Below are 18092 nucleotides of genomic sequence, written 5' to 3' on the forward strand. Positions count from 1 at the left end.
TTCTCAGGACGCGTCGTCACAACGATCCGTATCCGAGGCATGGATCGGCGGCCGAACGGGCAGTATCGAGGTGCGCCACACGGCGCGGGGCAAGCGCGGAGTTGAGAACAACGAGGGTCATCAGAACCCGCACTGGACATCAGTGTGCCGAGTGGCTACACTGACCCTTTGCGCTGCCTGTTAGCTGCCCCCTGCCCGTCACCAGGGGCATCCCCTCGCATCAGCACAGTGGATTGAATCATCCCTGACCTGGGACTTCTCTCTCTGTGCCTGGCTTGGGACCGGTACGCGCGTAGTGAGTCCGAGCCCTCGGAAGGACCCCCTCTTGGCCGCCTCGCGCAACGCCTCGACCGCGAATACGAACAACGGCGCCAGCACTGCCCCGCTGCGCATCTCCTTTGCAAAGATCAAGGAGCCTCTTGAGGTTCCGAACCTCCTCGCGCTCCAGACCGAGAGCTTCGACTGGCTGCTCGGCAATGCCGCGTGGAAGGCTCGGGTCGAGGCGGCTCTGGAGAGTGGACAGGACGTCCCCACGAAGTCCGGTCTGGAGGAGATCTTCGAGGAGATCTCCCCGATCGAGGACTTCAGCGGGTCGATGTCCCTGACCTTCCGGGACCACCGCTTCGAGCCTCCCAAGAACTCGATCGACGAGTGCAAGGAGCGCGACTTCACCTTCGCCGCGCCCCTCTTCGTCACGGCCGAGTTCACCAACAACGAGACCGGCGAGATCAAGTCGCAGACGGTCTTCATGGGCGACTTCCCGCTCATGACCAACAAGGGCACCTTCGTCATCAACGGCACCGAGCGTGTCGTGGTGTCCCAGCTGGTCCGTTCGCCGGGTGTCTACTTCGACTCCTCCATCGACAAGACGTCCGACAAGGACATCTACACCGCCAAGATCATCCCGTCCCGGGGTGCCTGGCTGGAGATGGAGATCGACAAGCGCGACATGGTCGGTGTCCGCATCGACCGCAAGCGCAAGCAGTCCGTCACCGTGCTGCTCAAGGCCCTCGGCTGGACGACCGAGCAGATCCTTGAGGAGTTCGGCGAGTACGAGTCGATGCGCGCCACCCTGGAGAAGGACCACACCCAGGGCCAGGACGACGCGCTGCTCGACATCTACCGCAAGCTCCGCCCGGGCGAGCCGCCCACCCGCGAGGCCGCTCAGACGCTGCTCGAGAACCTCTACTTCAACCCGAAGCGCTACGACCTCGCCAAGGTCGGCCGCTACAAGGTGAACAAGAAGCTCGGCGCCGACGAGCCGCTGGACGCCGGGGTGCTCACCACCGACGACGTCATCGCCACGATCAAGTACCTGGTCAAGCTGCACGCCGGCGAGACCGAGACGGTCGGCGAGTCCGGCACGCAGATCGTCGTCGAGACCGACGACATCGACCACTTCGGCAACCGCCGTCTGCGCAATGTCGGCGAGCTGATCCAGAACCAGGTCCGTACGGGTCTCGCCCGTATGGAGCGGGTCGTGCGCGAGCGCATGACCACTCAGGACGTCGAGGCGATCACGCCGCAGACCCTGATCAACATCCGGCCGGTCGTCGCCTCCATCAAGGAGTTCTTCGGCACCAGCCAGCTGTCGCAGTTCATGGACCAGAACAACCCGCTCTCGGGTCTCACCCACAAGCGCCGTCTGTCGGCGCTCGGCCCGGGTGGTCTCTCGCGTGAGCGGGCCGGCTTCGAGGTCCGAGACGTGCACCCCTCGCACTACGGCCGCATGTGTCCGATCGAGACCCCCGAAGGCCCGAACATCGGTCTGATCGGCTCGCTCGCCTCCTACGGCCGGGTCAACGCGTTCGGCTTCGTCGAGACCCCGTACCGCAAGGTCACCGACGGCCAGGTCACCGACGAGGTCGACTACCTGACCGCCGACGAGGAGGACCGCTTCGTCATCGCCCAGGCGAACGCGATCGTCTCCGACGAGATGCGCTTCACCGAGCCGCGCGTCCTGGTCCGCCGCCGCGGCGGCGAGGTCGACTACGTGCCGCCGGCCGAGGTCGACTACATGGATGTCTCGCCGCGCCAGATGGTGTCGGTCGCGACCGCCATGATCCCCTTCCTGGAGCACGACGACGCCAACCGTGCCCTCATGGGCGCGAACATGATGCGTCAGGCCGTTCCGCTGATCACGGCCGAGGCGCCGCTGGTCGGCACCGGCATGGAGTACCGCTGCGCGGTCGACGCCGGCGACGTCATCAAGGCGGAGAAGGACGGTGTGGTCCAGGAGGTCTCCGCGGACTACATCACCGTCGCCAACGACGACGGCACCTACACCACCTACCGGGTGGCCAAGTTCTCCCGCTCCAACCAGGGAACCTCGGTCAACCAGAAGGTCATCGTCTCCGAGGGCGACCGGGTCGTCGAGTCCCAGGTCCTCGCCGACGGCCCCGCCACCGAGCAGGGCGAGATGGCGCTCGGCAAGAACCTGCTCGTGGCGTTCATGCCGTGGGAGGGTCACAACTACGAGGACGCGATCATCCTGTCGCAGCGCCTCGTGCAGGACGACGTCCTCTCCTCGATCCACATCGAGGAGCACGAGGTCGACGCCCGTGACACCAAGCTCGGCCCCGAGGAGATCACCCGGGACATCCCGAACGTCTCCGAGGAGGTCCTCGCCGACCTCGACGAGCGCGGCATCATCCGTATCGGTGCCGAGGTCGTCGCCGGGGACATCCTGGTCGGCAAGGTCACGCCCAAGGGCGAGACCGAGCTGACCCCGGAGGAGCGCCTGCTCCGCGCGATCTTCGGTGAGAAGGCCCGTGAGGTCCGCGACACCTCGCTGAAGGTCCCGCACGGCGAGATCGGCAAGGTCATCGGCGTCCGCGTCTTCGACCGCGAGGAGGGCGACGAGCTGCCCCCGGGCGTGAACCAGCTGGTCCGCGTCTATGTCGCCCAGAAGCGCAAGATCACCGATGGTGACAAGCTCGCCGGCCGTCACGGCAACAAGGGCGTCATCTCCAAGATCCTGCCGATCGAGGACATGCCGTTCCTGGAGGACGGCACCCCGGTCGACATCATCCTCAACCCGCTGGGTGTCCCGTCCCGGATGAACCCGGGACAGGTCCTCGAAATCCACCTCGGCTGGCTCGCCAGCCAGGGCTGGAAGGTCGAGGGCAACGAGGAGTGGATGGAGCGGCTGAAGGCGATCGGCGCCGACGATGTCGCCGCCGGCACCAATGTCGCGACGCCGGTCTTCGACGGCGCCCGCGAGGACGAGATCTCCGGTCTCTTCGAGTCCACGATCCCCAACCGCGACGGTGACCGCATGGTCCTCCCGTCCGGCAAGGCACGGATGTTCGACGGCCGCTCCGGCGAGCCGTTCCCGGACCCGATCTCCATCGGGTACATGTACATCCTCAAGCTCCACCACCTGGTCGACGACAAGCTCCACGCGCGTTCGACCGGACCGTACTCGATGATCACCCAGCAGCCGCTGGGTGGTAAGGCCCAGTTCGGTGGCCAGCGATTCGGTGAGATGGAGGTGTGGGCGCTGGAGGCATATGGCGCCGCGTACGCCCTCCAGGAGCTGCTGACCATCAAGTCCGACGACGTCACCGGCCGCGTGAAGGTCTACGAGGCCATCGTCAAGGGCGAGAACATCCCCGAGCCCGGCATCCCCGAGTCCTTCAAGGTGCTCATCAAGGAGATGCAGTCCCTGTGCCTCAACGTGGAGGTGCTGTCCTCGGACGGCATGTCCATCGAGATGCGCGACACCGACGAGGACGTCTTCCGCGCTGCGGAAGAGCTCGGCATCGACCTGTCCCGGCGCGAGCCGAGCAGCGTCGAAGAGGTCTGACGGGTCCGGCCGGGATCACCTCCAGGTGATCCCGGCCGCTGCCCCGGACCCCGTACAGACCACCTTGAGACACAACCCTGAGAGGGATTGACGCATAGTGCTCGACGTCAACTTCTTCGACGAGCTTCGGATCGGCCTGGCCACCGCTGACGACATTCGCCAGTGGTCCCACGGCGAGGTCAAGAAGCCCGAGACGATCAACTACCGCACGCTCAAGCCCGAGAAGGACGGACTCTTCTGCGAGAAGATCTTCGGCCCCACCCGGGACTGGGAGTGCTACTGCGGCAAGTACAAGCGTGTCCGCTTCAAGGGCATCATCTGCGAGCGCTGTGGCGTCGAGGTCACCCGCGCCAAGGTGCGCCGTGAGCGGATGGGCCACATTGAGCTGGCCGCCCCCGTCACCCACATCTGGTACTTCAAGGGCGTGCCGTCGCGCCTCGGCTACCTGCTGGACCTCGCGCCGAAGGACCTTGAGAAGGTCATCTACTTCGCCGCGTACATGATCACGTTCGTCGACGAGGAGCGCCGCACCCGCGACCTGCCCTCGCTGGAGGCGCATGTCTCCGTCGAGCGCCAGCAGGTCGAGAACCGCCGCGACGCCGACCTCGAGGCCCGCGCCAAGAAGCTCGAGACCGACCTGGCCGAGCTGGAGGCCGAGGGCGCCAAGGCCGATGTGCGCCGCAAGGTGCGCGAGGGCGCCGAGCGCGAGATGAAGCAGCTCCGCGACCGCGCCCAGCGCGAGATCGACCGCCTCGACGAGGTGTGGAACCGCTTCAAGAACCTCAAGGTCCAGGACCTGGAGGGCGACGAGCTGCTCTACCGCGAGCTGCGCGACCGCTTCGGCACCTACTTCGACGGTTCGATGGGCGCCGCCGCGCTCCAGAAGCGCCTGGAGTCCTTCGACCTCGACGAGGAGGCCGAGCGCCTCCGCGAGATCATCCGTACCGGCAAGGGCCAGAAGAAGACCCGTGCGCTCAAGCGCCTCAAGGTCGTCTCCGCGTTCCTCCAGACCAGCAACAGCCCCAAGGGCATGGTGCTGGACTGCGTGCCGGTCATCCCGCCGGACCTCCGTCCGATGGTGCAGCTCGACGGTGGCCGCTTCGCGACCTCCGACCTGAACGACCTGTACCGCCGGGTGATCAACCGGAACAACCGGCTGAAGCGTCTGCTCGACCTCGGTGCCCCCGAGATCATCGTGAACAACGAGAAGCGGATGCTCCAGGAGGCCGTCGACGCGCTGTTCGACAACGGCCGCCGCGGCCGCCCGGTCACGGGCCCCGGCAACCGTCCCCTGAAGTCCCTGAGCGACATGCTCAAGGGCAAGCAGGGCCGGTTCCGTCAGAACCTCCTCGGCAAGCGAGTCGACTACTCGGCCCGTTCCGTCATCGTCGTCGGCCCGCAGCTGAAGCTGCACCAGTGCGGTCTGCCCAAGGCCATGGCGCTGGAGCTCTTCAAGCCGTTCGTGATGAAGCGCCTGGTCGACCTGAACCACGCGCAGAACATCAAGAGCGCCAAGCGGATGGTCGAGCGCGGCCGCACGGTCGTCTACGACGTCCTCGAAGAGGTCATCGCCGAGCACCCGGTTCTGCTGAACCGTGCGCCCACCCTGCACCGCCTGGGCATCCAGGCCTTCGAGCCGCAGCTCGTCGAGGGCAAGGCCATCCAGATCCACCCGCTCGTCTGCACCGCGTTCAACGCGGACTTCGACGGTGACCAGATGGCCGTCCACCTGCCGCTCTCCGCGGAGGCGCAGGCCGAGGCCCGCATCCTGATGCTGTCCTCGAACAACATCCTGAAGCCGGCCGACGGCCGTCCCGTCACCATGCCGACCCAGGACATGGTGCTGGGCCTCTTCTTCCTCACCACGGACGAGGAGGAGCGCGAGGTCAAGGGCGAGGGCCGGTCCTTCGGCTCCACCGCCGAGGCCATCATGGCCTTCGACGCCCGCGAGCTGTCGCTCCAGGCGAAGGTCGACATCCGCTTCCCGGTGGGCACCATCCCGCCGCGCGGCTGGACCCCGCCGGTCCGCGAAGAGGGCGAGCCCGAGTGGCAGCAGGGGGACAGCTTCCGCCTGCGCACCACCCTGGGCCGCGCGCTCTTCAACGAGCTGCTGCCCGAGGACTACCCCTTCGTCGACTACTCGGTCGGCAAGAAGCAGCTCTCGGAGATCGTCAACGACCTCGCCGAGCGCTACCCCAAGGTCATCGTGGCGGCGACGCTCGACAACCTGAAGGCCTCGGGCTTCTACTGGGCCACCCGCTCCGGCGTCACCGTCGCCATCTCGGACGTGGTCGTCCCGGAGGCGAAGAAGGCGATCGTCGCGCAGTACGAGGCGGCGGACGAGAAGATCCAGAAGCAGTACGAGCGCGGCCTGATCACCAAGCAGGAGCGCACGAACGAGCTCATCGAGACGTGGACCCGCGCGACCAACGAGGTCGCCGAGGCGATGAACGCGAACTTCCCGAAGACCAACCCCATCTTCATGATGGTGGACTCGGGTGCTCGTGGAAACATGATGCAGATGCGTCAGATCGCCGGTATGCGTGGTCTGGTGTCCAACGCCAAGAACGAGACGATCCCCCGTCCCATCAAGGCGTCCTTCCGTGAGGGCCTGTCCGTGCTGGAGTACTTCATCTCCACGCACGGTGCCCGAAAGGGTCTGGCGGACACCGCCCTGCGCACCGCCGACTCGGGTTACCTGACCCGTCGTCTGGTGGATGTCTCGCAGGACGTCATCATCCGCGAGGAGGACTGCGGCACCGACCGCGGCCTCAAGCTGCGGATCGCCGAGAAGAGCGCCGAGGGCGTTCTGCGCAAGACGGACGACGTCGAGACCTCCGTGTACGCACGGATGCTCGCCGAGGACGTCGTGGTCGACGGCAAGGTCATCGCGCCGGCCAATGTCGACCTCGGTGATGTGCTCATCGACGCGCTCGTCGCGGCCGGTGTCGAGGAGGTCAAGACCCGCTCGGTCCTGACCTGTGAGTCCGCGGTCGGCACCTGTGCCTACTGCTACGGCCGCTCGCTGGCCACCGGCAAGCTCGTCGACATCGGTGAGGCGGTCGGCATCATCGCCGCCCAGTCCATCGGTGAGCCCGGCACCCAGCTGACGATGCGTACCTTCCACACCGGTGGTGTGGCCGGTGACGACATCACCCAGGGTCTGCCGCGTGTCGTCGAGCTGTTCGAGGCCCGTACGCCCAAGGGTGTCGCCCCGATCTCGGAGGCGGCCGGCCGCGTCCGGATCGAGGAGACCGAGAAGACCAAGAAGATCGTCGTCACCCCCGACGACGGCAGCGACGAGACCGCTTACCCGATCTCGAAGCGCGCCAAGGTCATGGTCCACGAGGGCGACCACGTGCAGGTGGGCCAGAAGCTCACCTACGGTGCGACCAACCCGCACGACGTGCTGCGCATCCTCGGCCAGCGGGCCGTCCAGGTCCACCTGGTCGGCGAGGTCCAGCGGGTCTACAACTCGCAGGGTGTGTCGATCCACGACAAGCACATCGAGATCATCATCCGGCAGATGCTGCGCCGGGTGACGATCATCGAGTCCGGTGACGCGGAGCTGCTGCCGGGCGAGCTGGTGGAGCGCTCGAAGTTCGAGACCGAGAACCGTCGTGTGGTCACCGAGGGCGGACACCCCGCCTCCGGCCGTCCGCAGCTGATGGGTATCACCAAGGCCTCGCTCGCCACCGAGTCGTGGCTGTCGGCGGCGTCCTTCCAGGAGACGACCAGGGTTCTGACCGACGCGGCGATCAACGCCAAGTCGGACTCCCTGATCGGCCTCAAGGAGAACGTCATCATCGGTAAGCTCATCCCGGCCGGTACGGGTCTGTCCCGCTACCGCAACATCCGGGTGGAGCCCACCGAGGAGGCCAAGGCCGCGATGTACTCGGCCGTCGGCTACGACGACATCGACTACTCGCCGTTCGGCACCGGCTCCGGCCAGGCCGTCCCGCTGGAGGACTACGACTACGGTCCGTACAACCAGTAAGCGGTAGCGACAACAGCGAAAGGGCGGTCACCCCGTATCGGGGTGACCGCCCTTTCGGCGTATCGGACAGAGGCCGGGGGAGTCAGCGCCCGGCCAGCTCCCAGACGGCGAGCATCAGCCCGACACTGGCGGTGAGCGCGGCGATACTGGCCAGCGGCCAGCGGGCGCGCTCCAGCGCGTCGATGCGGGACTCCATGTCCGCGAGGTGTTTGTCGGTCTGGTCGCTCCGCTGCACCAGCAGCGCGAGCGAGCCGTCGACCCGGGCGAACCCGGCCTCCAGCGTGCCGTGCAGCCGTTCCAGCTCCACGGCGACGGTGACGGTGACGGGGGCGCTCTTCGGCTCAGACTCGGCCATCGGCGGCTCCTGTGGACGGTTCGCCGCGGAGCCAGGACGGCAGCAGCCGCTGTACGGAGTCCAGGGCCATCACCCTGGTCACCGCGGCGGCCACGGCCAGGGCTCCGGCCACCCAGGGCAGGGCGGCCGGCAGCCCGGAGGCGTCCACGATCGCGGGGAGCGCGACGGCGATGCCGATGGCGCTCTGGAGGACGGTGCGCGCCGTGCGCTTGGCGGCTTCGGACACTTCTCCGGTCTCCTCTGGTCGGCGGGGGTTGGTGGGTTGCGGTGGCGTCAGTGCTCCCGGGTGCTCCCGGGTGCTCCCGGCGCCTCCCGGCGGTCCCTCAGCGCTTCCCGGTGTACGGGACCCTCAGGGCGGTCCAGGAGGCGTGGCCCGGCAGCCCGTCCGCGTCGGCGCCCCGGAAGCCCAGCTTCCGCTGCCACTTCGCGTAGGAGCGCCGGTCGGCCTCGCTCCAGCGCGGGCCGGGGCCCGAGGTGTAGGCGGAGCACCCCTCGGCGACCAGCCGCCGCCCCATCGCGGTGATCACGGGGGAGCTGGTCCGGGCGGTGAAGAAGCCCGCCCCGGGGAAGGGCTGGAGACGAGGCTTCCCCGGTTTCCCCGGCTCCGGTTTCCCCGGCTCCGGGTTCTCCTGCGCGGGAGGTCTCTCCTGCGCGGGGGGCTTCTCCTGCGCCGGCGGCCCGCCGAGCCGCCCGGCTATCCGCCGGCGCAGCTCCGGCATGGTGAATCCGCGCGGGTCGACCTTCCGGTCGGACCACTCCCGGTGCCCGATGACGCTCCTGGCGCCCCAGCCGTGGGCCCGGCAGAGCGCGGCCGACGCCCGCTCGGCGGCGTCGAGCTGGGCGGCGGGCCAGGGGTCGGCGCCGTCGCCCAGGTTGACGCACTCGAAGCCGTAGAAGCGGGCGTTGCCGTCGACGGCTCCCGCGCTGCCCTGGTGTTCCGCCGGGGCGGGCGGCCGGTCGCCGTACTCCTCGGCGATCACCGCCGCGAGGACGGCGGGGTCGCCCCCGCCGGCGTGGTTGGCGCGCCCGGCGCCGACGAGATGGACGGTGCCGTCCTTGGCGATCACCCCGTGGCAGAGCGGCCCGGGCAGCGCGGCGTACCCGTCGTAGCAGAGCCGTACGGAGGAGTCGGTGCCCCGGGTGACGGTGTGGTGGATCATCACCCCGTTCACGGGACCCCAGGCGCCGGCGTGGTTGCGGTGGTGGGTGCGCCAGCCGCCGTGCTCGACGACGGTCACACCCTCGGCCCGGAGCGCGGCGAGCAGCCGGGCGGGGGTGAGGGGGGTGGCCATGGAGGTCGTCCTTCCGTCAGACGGGCGGGGGCGGGGCGGCATGGGGCTCGCTGGGCGGCTGGGCCGGGGGTTCGGAAGGCGGGCCCGGAGGGGGGATGTTCGGTTCGGGGGCCGGCGGGAGCAGCAGCTCGCCGCCGGGGGAGACGATCACGTCGTTGGACACGCGGGGGCTCCTTCTCGGGTACGGGAGGTCAGGACTGGCGGCCCTCGGCGTGGATCACGCCCACGGCGCCTCCACCGGTCCCGGCCACCACCCGGCCCTCGACATAGAGGTTGCTCCAGGTGTAGGAGGCCTGGCCGTGCGGGGCGGAGACCTCCTGGGCGAATCCGGCGGGCACCGTGGTCCCCGTCGCCGCGACACTGTCGCCGATCTCCACGGCCGTGCCGTCCGCGGTGAGGTAGCGGACCCTGGCCTCGACCGTGGTGCCGGCGTCGGCCTGGACCCACACGCCGACCGCGATCCTCGGCTGCTGGAGGTACATGCCCCCCTGGAGCACCCGGGTCCAGGTGGTGGAGGTGATCCTGATCGGGGACGGGTAGAGGGGGATGGGGATGTAGGGGCGGGCGAGGCCGCCCGACCGGGTGTCGTCGGCGAGGACGACCTTGTTGAAGCGGTCCCAGATGTTCACGGCCTGGGTGGGCTTCCCCGAGACGGTCAGGGCGAGCGACCCGTCCGCGCGGAGGACGCGTACGCCCTGTTCCCGGGGGTTCTCCCCGACGGCCCCGATGGCGCCGATGTGCAGCAGGACACCCTTGTCGGGCTTGGTCACCAGCAGACTGCCGCCGCCGCTGATGGTGACGTCCCCGTTGGTGATCTCGTTGAGCGCGGGGCGGGCGGCGACGGCGGTGGAGAGCCGCTGCACCTTGCGCTGGAGCTCCCGGATCAGATCGATGAGGTCCTCGGGCAGAGCGGTCATCAGCCGGCCTCCAGAAACAGTTCGGCGGTCTCCGGGCGTCCGCGCTGGGGCGGGGCGACCTTGATCCCGATGATCCGGAAGCGGGCGTCGAGCCCGTCCGGGTGCCATTCGTCGGTGATCCGCAGCCGCACGGTGCGGCCCAGGAGCATCGGGGGCACCAGGTCGCGGTCGTCGAGCCGGACGGTCACCTCGGGGATGACCACGGCCCCCCTGGCCTCGGCGAGCTGCGCCGCGGCCAGGGAGTCCAGCGCCTTCACGGAGGTGACGGACGAGTGGTCCGAGGAGAGGTCCACGCGCGGGTACCCGTTGTCGATCAGGTCCTGGGCGACATGCTCCCGGGACAGCGCGGGCCGGCTCTCCTGGCTCTGGTCGCTGTTGGCGGCGGCGCCCCGGGTCCGGGCGGTGCTGCCGCCCCGGGTCGCGTCCCGGGGGAAGGAGTAGCGCAGCACCGCCCCCGGCCGGTCCAGCACGAGATCGGTGGAGCCGGTGCGCAGCTTGGGGTGGCCGAGCCGCAGCAGCTTCACCCGGTCGCCGGTGACCGGGTCGCGGTGGACGGAGATGTGGTGCTCGAAGCCGTTCTCCGCCTCGGCGAGCTGCTTGACCGCCTCGTCCAGCGGGGTCTCGTCGCCGTCCCGCCATGTCATGTCGCGCGGCACACCGGACAGTTCGGTGCCGAAGCTGACACCGATGCTCCCGCCCTGGCGGGACTGGATGTGCTGCCAGAGCCTCCGGGCGATCTCCAGCTGGTCCTGCTGGAGATAGGCGAGATCGGCCCGGATACGGCGCCGGGCGGCGTAGGAGTCGAAGGTCGCGGCCTGGACGGCGAGCGAGAGCCCGCCTTTCTCGTCGGCGCTGAGGGTGGTGGTCCACACGATGCCGCCCCACCACAGATCGCCGTCGCGCTCCAGATAGACGGCGGTCCTGCCCTCCTCGATCTGCCGGACCCGGTCGGCCAGCTCGGCGTTGGGCACGGGCAGGGTTCCGGAGAGGGAGCCGGGGCGGCCGATGTAGTCGTCGATCGTCACATCCCGCAGGGGGAGGATGTCGATGGGGCGGTCGGTGCGCAGATCGCAGAAGAGCGCGCGGTAGGGGCTGACCGCGGTCATGCGGCGAAGGCCGACCAGGAGATGGGCATGTTCGACCACGACCAGGAACCGCTCGGGTTGTAGACGTAGAGCCGGAAGCCGGTGGTCGTGACGGTGTGGGCGCGGCTGCTCCAGAGCTCGGCCGCCGCGTGGCCCGAGTCGATGTTGGTGAAGACCTTCGGCGCGGTGGCGAAGGGCGTTCCGAAGGTGACGGTCACCGTGTGCTGCCGGCCGGTGGTGAAGCTGACGTACGTGGTTCCGCTCTCGCCGTAGTGCGCCTTGTGGGAGCGGACCACCAGGTCGCCGTTGGTCTTCAGGACACCGGGCGCGGAGCGCTGCAGAAAGGTCTCCAGGTTCCCGGTGCCGCCTCCCCAGTTGACGGTGCCGTCACCGCTGATCATGATCCGGGAGAAGCTCTCACCCGGGACCCGGGAGGAGTAGGCGTTCGCGGTCGGCTGCCGGTAGGTGCGCAGAATGGAGTTGGTGGACACGATCGGGCCGGCCTCGCGGTAGACATGGGCGTCGCCGAGTTGGATCTGGCCGTTGTTGCCGAGCCGCAGGATCGGCTCCCAGACGGTGCCGTTCCACCGCTCCAGTACGCCGTCGTTGTCCCGGTACTGCCCGTTGTGGCTGCCGCTGAAGGCGACACCCGAGCCGGGCGGCACGATGCCGCCGAGCGCGGCGGTGTAGCGGCGCCGGTCCAGGACCCCCGTGACCCAGTCCAGTCCGACGCTCTCCTTCCCCACCACGACGTCGTACAGCTTCTGGCTGTTGGGAGGGAGCGTGGGGGGTGTGGGGGTGCCGACCGCGGAGCCCTGGACGACCAGGACCTCGCCGCCGAAGACGGTCACCGTGCTGTCGTGGGACGGGTCGGCGACCCTGACGACCACGGAGTCGATCCTGCTGTAGGTCGCGTGTCCCGCGCCGAAGGTCAGCGACACCGGGGCGTCGATGGTGACGGAGTATCCGCCCTGCGCCGCTCCGCTCGTGCCCTGCACCCACAGCCGGCCCGCCGACAGCGTCGCCTGGAGGGCCGAGCCGGGGACCGGGGCCAGGTCGAGGCCGCCCGGCAGGCAGCCGCCGGTGGTGGCGAGGGCGCCCGCCGGTGCCATGGCGGTGGAGGCGGCCAGCCGGTGGTCCTCGGGGGTCATTCCGCTGGTGAGTCGTCCAACACGTACGGTCATGGTCTTCTTCTCCTCAGAGCTGTCAGAGGTGGGCCGCGCGCCAGGTGAGCTGGGCGGATGTGATGGGGTCGCCGTCCAGGGCGCGGAAGTCGAGCCGGTTCTCACCGGGCGGGAGGACGAAGGACTGCTCCGGGCTGCTGACGGCCGTGGCCGTGTGGAGCCGCGAGGCGCGCGGCCCGATCAGCACCGTGCCCTCGCGGGTGTCGACGGTCAGCCGTTCACCGGGGCCGAGGACGATGTCGTACTCCAGGGAGCGCCCGGTGGTGTGGTTGAGCAGATGGGGCCGCCGCACCGGGCCGGTGAACTCGACCACCGGGCAGGTCTCCGTCGTCCCGCTGTTGACGGCGGAGCCCGAGCCGCCGGAGCTGGGGGTTCCGTAGTCCACCGGGTAGGTGAACGGATAGGTCGTGCCGCTGCCCCGGCGGGGGAGCCCCAGCGAGACCGTCCGGGCCTCGGGCTCGTAGCGGCGCGGATCGGTCGCGGTCCACTGGACGGAGACCCTGGTGGCACCGCCGGTCGCGAAACGCCGGTCGGTGGGGACGGTGCGCTGGGTGACCCGGGCGCGGACGGCGGTGGTACGGCCGTGCAGCCGTACGGCCAGCCACTGTTCACTGTCGACGGAGCCGGTGCCGAAGGCGCGGATGAAGGTGTCGAGCAGGTCCGCCGGGGCGCCGGGCGCGGCGCCGGCGCCGGCCTCCGGCAGCAGCCAGATCCCGGCGGAGACGGACCGGGGCCTGGCCCAGCGGGCGCCGGGCCAGGCGCCGTGGGCGGTGGGCCGGTCGGCGTCGGAGGTGTCGAGGGCGGGGAGGTCGGCCCAGCCGGTGAGGCCTTCCCGGTCGATCTGGAAGGGGGTGCCGGGGCCGAGCAGCAGTCCGGCCCACTGGATCTGGCCGTCGAGGCCGATCAGTGAGCCGGGTGGTGAGGTGGTGTCGGTCATGGGGTCGCCTTTCTCGGGCGGGGGCGGTACGAGCCGTGGGGCGCGGGCTCACGGCGCGGCGCGCGCACGGGGCGCGGGGCACGAGGCGGGCACGGGGCGCGGGGCGCGGGGCACGAGGCGGGCACGGGGCACGCGGCACGTGCCGTGGGCGCGCGCCATGCGGCACGGCGCGCGCGGGGCACGGCGCGCGGGCTCAGGCGGCGCGGGCGAGGAAGAGGAGATCCTCGGCGACCGCGTACGCGCTGCTTCCGGCCGGCTCCCGGAAGGTTTCGAGCCGCACCCGGCGCGGCTCCGGCACCCGGCTGCCGCGCTCGGCGGCGCGCAGTGCGCCGACGGCGCCCAGCGGGGTGACCGAGCCGGGCCGTGAGCCGCTGGGCGGCATCACCACACCGCCCTCGGCGAGCATCGGGATCTTGTCGAAGTGGATGCCGAACTTCTTGCCGAGGATGTTGAAGCTGAGGCTGTTGAGCCCGTCGATGACCCAGTTGGCGAAGGAGATCAGTCCCTCGATCGGGCCCTTGAGCACCGAGACGATGGCCTGGAGTCCGGTGGTGACGAACTGGCCGATGCCGCCGAGGGTGTCGGTGGTGGCCTTCTTCACCCGGGTGAAGGCGGACGGGATGTCCTTGGTGATCCAGTCGACCACCGGCCTGACCGCGCCCTTCAGCCCGTCCCAGGCGCGCCGGATGATCCCGCTCACCGCGTCGGTCGCCTTCCGGACACCGTCGCGGACGGCGGGGAAGGCCTTGCCGATGTTCCGGCCGATGCCGCTCACATCGCCGGTCAGGACGCCGCGGACGACGCCGAACGCCGTGGCGACGAGAGTCCCGTAGATCCTGACCACCGGGAGGAGGTGGGAGGCGATCTGCTTGACGATCCTCAGCGCGTGGTCGAAGACCTGCTTGATGATCCGCTGCCCGGTCTCGGAGTTGACGGCCAGCTCGATGAGATAGGCGATGATCGGCACCAGCAGCCCGACGACAAAGCCGATCGGGTTGGCCCGCATGGCGACGTTGATGCCGGTGACGGCGACGGCCCCGACCATCAGGCCGCCGCCGAGCACGGTCATCAGCGGGCCGATGGTGACGCCCGCCGCGCCGAGCAGTTCGGTGATGGAGACGAGACCGCCCAGCCCGCCGGCCAGCGCCGCCGCAGCGCCGCTGGACGACCTGGCCGAGCGCCCCTGGGTACGGAGCCCGGGCGCGGCCCTGGTGGCGCTGGTGCCGACTGCACCGACCGGGCGTACGGAGGCGGTGGCCCCGGCCCGCAGCCCGCTGACCGTGCCCCGGGCGGAGTCGGCCGCGCTCTTGATCCGCTCCACGCTCCCGGAGGCCGTACGGATGCCGTTCACCGCCGACCGGGCGCCCTGGGCCGCCTGTTTCACCTGGTCGCGGATCTGGTTCAGCGGCCGGACCATCCCGGCGAGCAGATCCCGCACCGGGTCGACCGGACGCAGGGCGAGGGCGCTCATCCGCGCGCCTTCGCGAGGAACATCAGGGCCTTCGCCGTGTCCCTCACATCGGTGGAGGGGGCGGCGTAGTAGTGCTCGATATGGAATCCGGCGGTACCGGTGGCGACGGTCCGGGCCCGGGAGCGGGCGGCGGTGTGCCGCAGCAGCCGGTCCAGCTTGGAGAGCGGGAGCACGGCCTCGGCCTCGCCGGCCTCCGCGATGATCGCCGGGACACCGCCGGTACGGGGGGTGACGACGCCGCCCTCGGCGAGCCGGGGAATCCGCGGGAGGCTGACCCCGAAGGTCTTCCCGCCGACGCCCGGGACCCAGCCGGGGATCTTCACCTTGATGCCGTTGAGCTTGCCGATCGCGGAGTTGATCAGGTCGATGACGCCGTTGATCGGGGTCCTGACCGCGCCCTTGACGGCGTCGAACGCCTTGGACGCGATGGTCTTGAGGCCGCTCCAGATGGAGGAGAGCTTCTCCTTGACGTGGGTGAACGCCTTGGGGATGTCCTTGCGGACCCAGTCGATGACCGGGTTGATGATCTTCTTGATCCCGCCCCACACCTTGGAGATCACGGACTTGACGGTGTCCATGACGCCGGAGATGACCTTCTTGATGCCGTTGAAGGTCTTCGAGACGACCTTGGAGACGGCGTCGACGACGGTGGAGACCGCCTTCTTGATGCCGTTCCAGACGTTCTTGAAGAGCGTGCCGATGCCCTTCATGATCGGGCCGATGGCCTTGATGACGGTCTCGATGACCTTCTTGACCGCGTCGAAGGCGGTTTTGAGCACCTTCTGCATGGTCTTCGACTGGGTCGCCATGCTGACGACCTTCTCGATGAGCGGGGCGAACAGCTCCAGGAGCCGGGCGATGATATTGCCCTTCATGGAGGTGTTGAGGCCGTTCATCCCCTTGGCGGCGTTGTCGGCGCCGCCCTTGAACTTCCCGATCTGGGTGCCACCGGTCTGCCCGGCCCGGCCGGCCCTGGCGACGGACTTCTCGGCGCGGTCGGCGTTCTGCTGAAGGGTTTTGAGTTCCCGGGCGGAGGACTGCGCGGAGGAGCGGAGCTTGTCGAGCCCGGTCTTTCCAGTGGTGGCGGCGCGGCCGACGCTCTGGGTGGAGGTGGCGGCGGTGTCGGCCTGGGTTTTGAGATTGCGCAGGGAGCCGGAGGCCCGCCCTGCGGCTGAGGCGAGGGTCATGGGACTCCTTAGGCAAGGATGGTGATGAGCTGGTTCAGGGTGTCGCGCAGGACTCTGACATCGGCGGCGACGCCTCGGGCCTGAGGCTGCGCATGGTCGACTCCCTGAATGACTCGGGTGGTTCCCGATCTATTGACGGGTGCATTGGCCACCTGCTGCTGTTGCGATCTTCCCTGTGCGTTTCTGAGGGCCTCCGAAGCTCCTCGGATCTTATTGATCTCCCTTGCCCAATTGCGGTCGGTGAGAAGTCCGAGCTGCATGTTGTAGTGCAGGACTGCTTTATCGATTTGATCAGCGACCCAGGCGTCGCGTCGGCGCTTCCTTTTCTGGGCTTTTGAGGCCCACTTCTCCTCGACCTTGTCCAGAGCTCTCTTCCACAGCCTTCCGAGCGGACCGCCCCACTCCCGAGTGGCGCCCAGAATGGTGATGCCTTTTTCGTCCACCTTGAAGAGGGCGATTGTTGCGGTCAGGAGGGCGAGAGTGCCACCCAGTCCCACCAGGGCGGTGTTGTACTGAGTCTTGCTGTGGCTCCATTCCGCGTAGGTCTGGGTGATTCTGGCGTCGGTCCTTGATATGTCAACCTCGGTGAGGGCGATATCCGCTTTGGTCTTGGATATGCTGACCTCGGTGAGGGCGATGTCTGCTTTGGTTTGGGTGATGTCCGCATCGGTGAGGGCAATGCCGACCTTGGTCTCGGTGATGAGTGCTTCGGTCCGGGCTATGGAGACCTTGGTGTCAGTCATGTACGCCTTGGTCTTGGCGATTTCTTCGATGACTGTTTCGGATCTCCTCGCAAAAGACTTGGAGATCTCCGCCACATGGGTCTCGGAATTTTTCAGCCTGGTTACCGTCGAGCGGGTTTCATCCTTTCCCTCCTTCAGCTCCTTCTCGACCTTGACCAGGGCTTCGTCGATTGCCTTGATGTCTCGTGCCATGGGTGCACCTCACTGGGGCTCTGTGGCCGAGCCTCTCCGGGGCGGCGGACCTGCCTGCGAGCCCCGCCGGCCGGCGGTCAGCCCATACCGAAGAAACGGGCCAGGTCCGCGCTCGCGGGCGGGGAGTCCGGGTCGGCCCCGGGCTCTTCGGAGGGGGCGGAGCCCGGCCTCGGGACCGGGTCCGGGGGGTCGGGCGGGTCGTCGGAGTGGACGCTGGTGAAGAGCCAGTTCGCGGCGGCCAGATGATCCACCACCGCCGCCAGCAAGTGATCGGTCACCGACCACTCCGCCGCCTCCCCGTGCAGCGCGCGGTTCACCGAGCTGTCCCGCGGCAGGTGCTCGATCAGCACCGACAGCCGGCGGGAGGACAGCCGGCCGCGGTGCCAGTCGAGGAGGTCCACGCCGTAGTGGCGCAGCAGATCGGCTTCGAGGGCCTCGGCGTGTTCATCGGTGAACTCGACGAGGCTCAGTCTTCCCCCAGGCCGAGCCCGGTCTCCTTGCCGTAGGCGTCCAGGATCGCCGCGATGTCCTGCATGGTGATGTCGTGCTTCTCGAAGCGCGCGAACTGCTTCTCGCCCATGAGCAGCGACAGCAGCCCGTCCACATCGTTGTCGTCCAGCTCGCGCAGCGCCCTCGCGGTCGCGCGGCTCAGCTCGGTGGGCAGTTCGAAGGTGTCCTTGTCCAGGTCGAACGACCAGGTCGTGCCGACGGCCTCCAGGCGCTGGGCGCGAGCGGCGTTGACGTCGAAGCGGGCCATGGGTGTGCCTCCAGGTGGTGGTAGCGGGGGAGCGGGCGGGGGCGGGGGGGGGCCGGGGGGGGGGGGGGGCCCCCGCCGGGGCGGGGTTACGGGGGTGGCAGTGAAGCCCCGGCGTGAACACGGAAGAGGGCACCCGCCCCCCCCCGCCCCCGGGGCCACCCCCGGAG

15 protein-coding genes are annotated in these 18092 nt (G+C 69.1%); 2 read left to right on the forward strand and 13 right to left on the reverse strand.

Annotated features, from left to right (window positions below):
- The first annotated feature begins 325 nt into the window (after positions 1-325).
- Together rpoB and ABT122_RS22095 are read left to right on the forward strand one after the other, a co-directional pair.
- Positions 326-3808 (forward strand): DNA-directed RNA polymerase subunit beta, encoded by a 3483-nt coding sequence (rpoB, locus tag ABT122_RS22090; RefSeq protein ID WP_351554781.1) that lies wholly within the window; start codon positions 326-328, stop codon positions 3806-3808.
- Between the two features lie 97 nt (positions 3809-3905).
- Positions 3906-7805, forward strand: a complete 3900-nt coding sequence (locus ABT122_RS22095; protein WP_351554784.1) for a DNA-directed RNA polymerase subunit beta' — start codon at positions 3906-3908, stop codon at positions 7803-7805.
- Between the two features lie 82 nt (positions 7806-7887).
- Here ABT122_RS22095 and ABT122_RS22100 read toward each other — a convergent pair whose 3' ends face one another.
- From ABT122_RS22100 to ABT122_RS22160, 13 genes are all read right to left on the reverse strand, one after another.
- Positions 7888-8160: a hypothetical protein gene (locus tag ABT122_RS22100; RefSeq protein WP_351554787.1), complete on the reverse strand. Its 273-nt coding sequence runs from the start codon at positions 8158-8160 to the stop codon at positions 7888-7890.
- Positions 8147-8386 carry a hypothetical protein gene (locus ABT122_RS22105; protein WP_351554790.1) on the reverse strand — a complete coding sequence of 80 codons (240 nt, stop codon included), beginning with the start codon at positions 8384-8386 and terminating at the stop codon, positions 8147-8149. The genes ABT122_RS22100 and ABT122_RS22105 overlap by 14 nt, the downstream gene beginning before the upstream one ends.
- Before the next feature lie 97 nt (positions 8387-8483).
- Positions 8484-9452: a peptidoglycan-binding protein gene (locus ABT122_RS22110; RefSeq protein ID WP_351554792.1), complete on the reverse strand. Its 969-nt coding sequence runs from the start codon at positions 9450-9452 to the stop codon at positions 8484-8486.
- Positions 9453-9468: 16 nt separating this feature from the next.
- Positions 9469-9615: a hypothetical protein gene (locus tag ABT122_RS22115; protein ID WP_351554795.1), complete on the reverse strand. Its 147-nt coding sequence runs from the start codon at positions 9613-9615 to the stop codon at positions 9469-9471.
- A gap of 28 nt (positions 9616-9643) precedes the next feature.
- Positions 9644-10369 carry a hypothetical protein gene (locus tag ABT122_RS22120; protein WP_351554798.1) on the reverse strand — a complete coding sequence of 242 codons (726 nt, stop codon included), beginning with the start codon at positions 10367-10369 and terminating at the stop codon, positions 9644-9646.
- On the reverse strand, positions 10369-11475 hold the full coding sequence (locus ABT122_RS22125; RefSeq protein ID WP_351554801.1) for a hypothetical protein: 1107 nt from the start codon (positions 11473-11475) through the stop codon (positions 10369-10371). Before ABT122_RS22125 ends, ABT122_RS22120 begins: the two co-directional genes overlap by 1 nt.
- Complete coding sequence (locus ABT122_RS22130; protein ID WP_351554804.1) at positions 11472-12638, reverse strand: H-type lectin domain-containing protein; 1167 nt, start codon at positions 12636-12638, stop codon at positions 11472-11474. Before ABT122_RS22130 ends, ABT122_RS22125 begins: the two co-directional genes overlap by 4 nt.
- Before the next feature lie 22 nt (positions 12639-12660).
- Complete coding sequence (locus ABT122_RS22135) at positions 12661-13575, reverse strand: phage distal tail protein (RefSeq protein WP_351554807.1); 915 nt, start codon at positions 13573-13575, stop codon at positions 12661-12663.
- Positions 13576-13768: 193 nt separating this feature from the next.
- Positions 13769-15046, reverse strand: coding sequence for a phage tail family protein (locus ABT122_RS22140; RefSeq protein WP_351554810.1), 1278 nt, complete (start codon positions 15044-15046; stop codon positions 13769-13771).
- Positions 15043-16233, reverse strand: a complete 1191-nt coding sequence (locus ABT122_RS22145) for a phage tail protein (protein ID WP_351554813.1) — start codon at positions 16231-16233, stop codon at positions 15043-15045. Before ABT122_RS22145 ends, ABT122_RS22140 begins: the two co-directional genes overlap by 4 nt.
- 8 nt (positions 16234-16241) lie before the next feature.
- Positions 16242-17168, reverse strand: coding sequence for a hypothetical protein (locus ABT122_RS22150; protein WP_351554816.1), 927 nt, complete (start codon positions 17166-17168; stop codon positions 16242-16244).
- A 77-nt stretch (positions 17169-17245) separates the two neighbouring features.
- Positions 17246-17569 (reverse strand): hypothetical protein, encoded by a 324-nt coding sequence (locus ABT122_RS22155; protein ID WP_351554819.1) that lies wholly within the window; start codon positions 17567-17569, stop codon positions 17246-17248.
- A gap of 65 nt (positions 17570-17634) precedes the next feature.
- The gene (locus ABT122_RS22160; RefSeq protein WP_351554822.1) at positions 17635-17925 is read right to left on the reverse strand and encodes a hypothetical protein; all 291 of its coding nucleotides are present in this window, start codon (positions 17923-17925) and stop codon (positions 17635-17637) included.
- Between the last annotated feature and the right edge of the window lie 167 nt (positions 17926-18092).

This window comes from Streptomyces sp. NPDC001985 (assembly GCF_040296845.1).
Lineage (GTDB): Bacteria > Actinomycetota > Actinomycetes > Streptomycetales > Streptomycetaceae > Streptomyces.

Excerpts from the sequence above, each read along its gene's own strand:
- ABT122_RS22100 (WP_351554787.1), bottom strand. The coding sequence starts at position 8,160 with ATGGCCGAGTCTGAGCCGAAGAGCGCCCCCGTCACCGTCACCGTCGCC.
- ABT122_RS22110 (WP_351554792.1), bottom strand. The coding sequence starts at position 9,452 with ATGGCCACCCCCCTCACCCCCGCCCGGCTGCTCGCCGCGCTCCGGGCC.
- ABT122_RS22120 (WP_351554798.1), bottom strand. The coding sequence starts at position 10,369 with ATGACCGCTCTGCCCGAGGACCTCATCGATCTGATCCGGGAGCTCCAG.
- ABT122_RS22125 (WP_351554801.1), bottom strand. The coding sequence starts at position 11,475 with ATGACCGCGGTCAGCCCCTACCGCGCGCTCTTCTGCGATCTGCGCACC.
- ABT122_RS22130 (WP_351554804.1), bottom strand. The coding sequence starts at position 12,638 with ATGACCGTACGTGTTGGACGACTCACCAGCGGAATGACCCCCGAGGAC.
- ABT122_RS22135 (WP_351554807.1), bottom strand. The coding sequence starts at position 13,575 with ATGACCGACACCACCTCACCACCCGGCTCACTGATCGGCCTCGACGGC.
- ABT122_RS22140 (WP_351554810.1), bottom strand. The coding sequence starts at position 15,046 with ATGAGCGCCCTCGCCCTGCGTCCGGTCGACCCGGTGCGGGATCTGCTC.
- ABT122_RS22145 (WP_351554813.1), bottom strand. The coding sequence starts at position 16,233 with ATGACCCTCGCCTCAGCCGCAGGGCGGGCCTCCGGCTCCCTGCGCAAT.
- ABT122_RS22150 (WP_351554816.1), bottom strand. The coding sequence starts at position 17,168 with ATGGCACGAGACATCAAGGCAATCGACGAAGCCCTGGTCAAGGTCGAG.
- ABT122_RS22160 (WP_351554822.1), bottom strand. The coding sequence starts at position 17,925 with ATGGCCCGCTTCGACGTCAACGCCGCTCGCGCCCAGCGCCTGGAGGCC.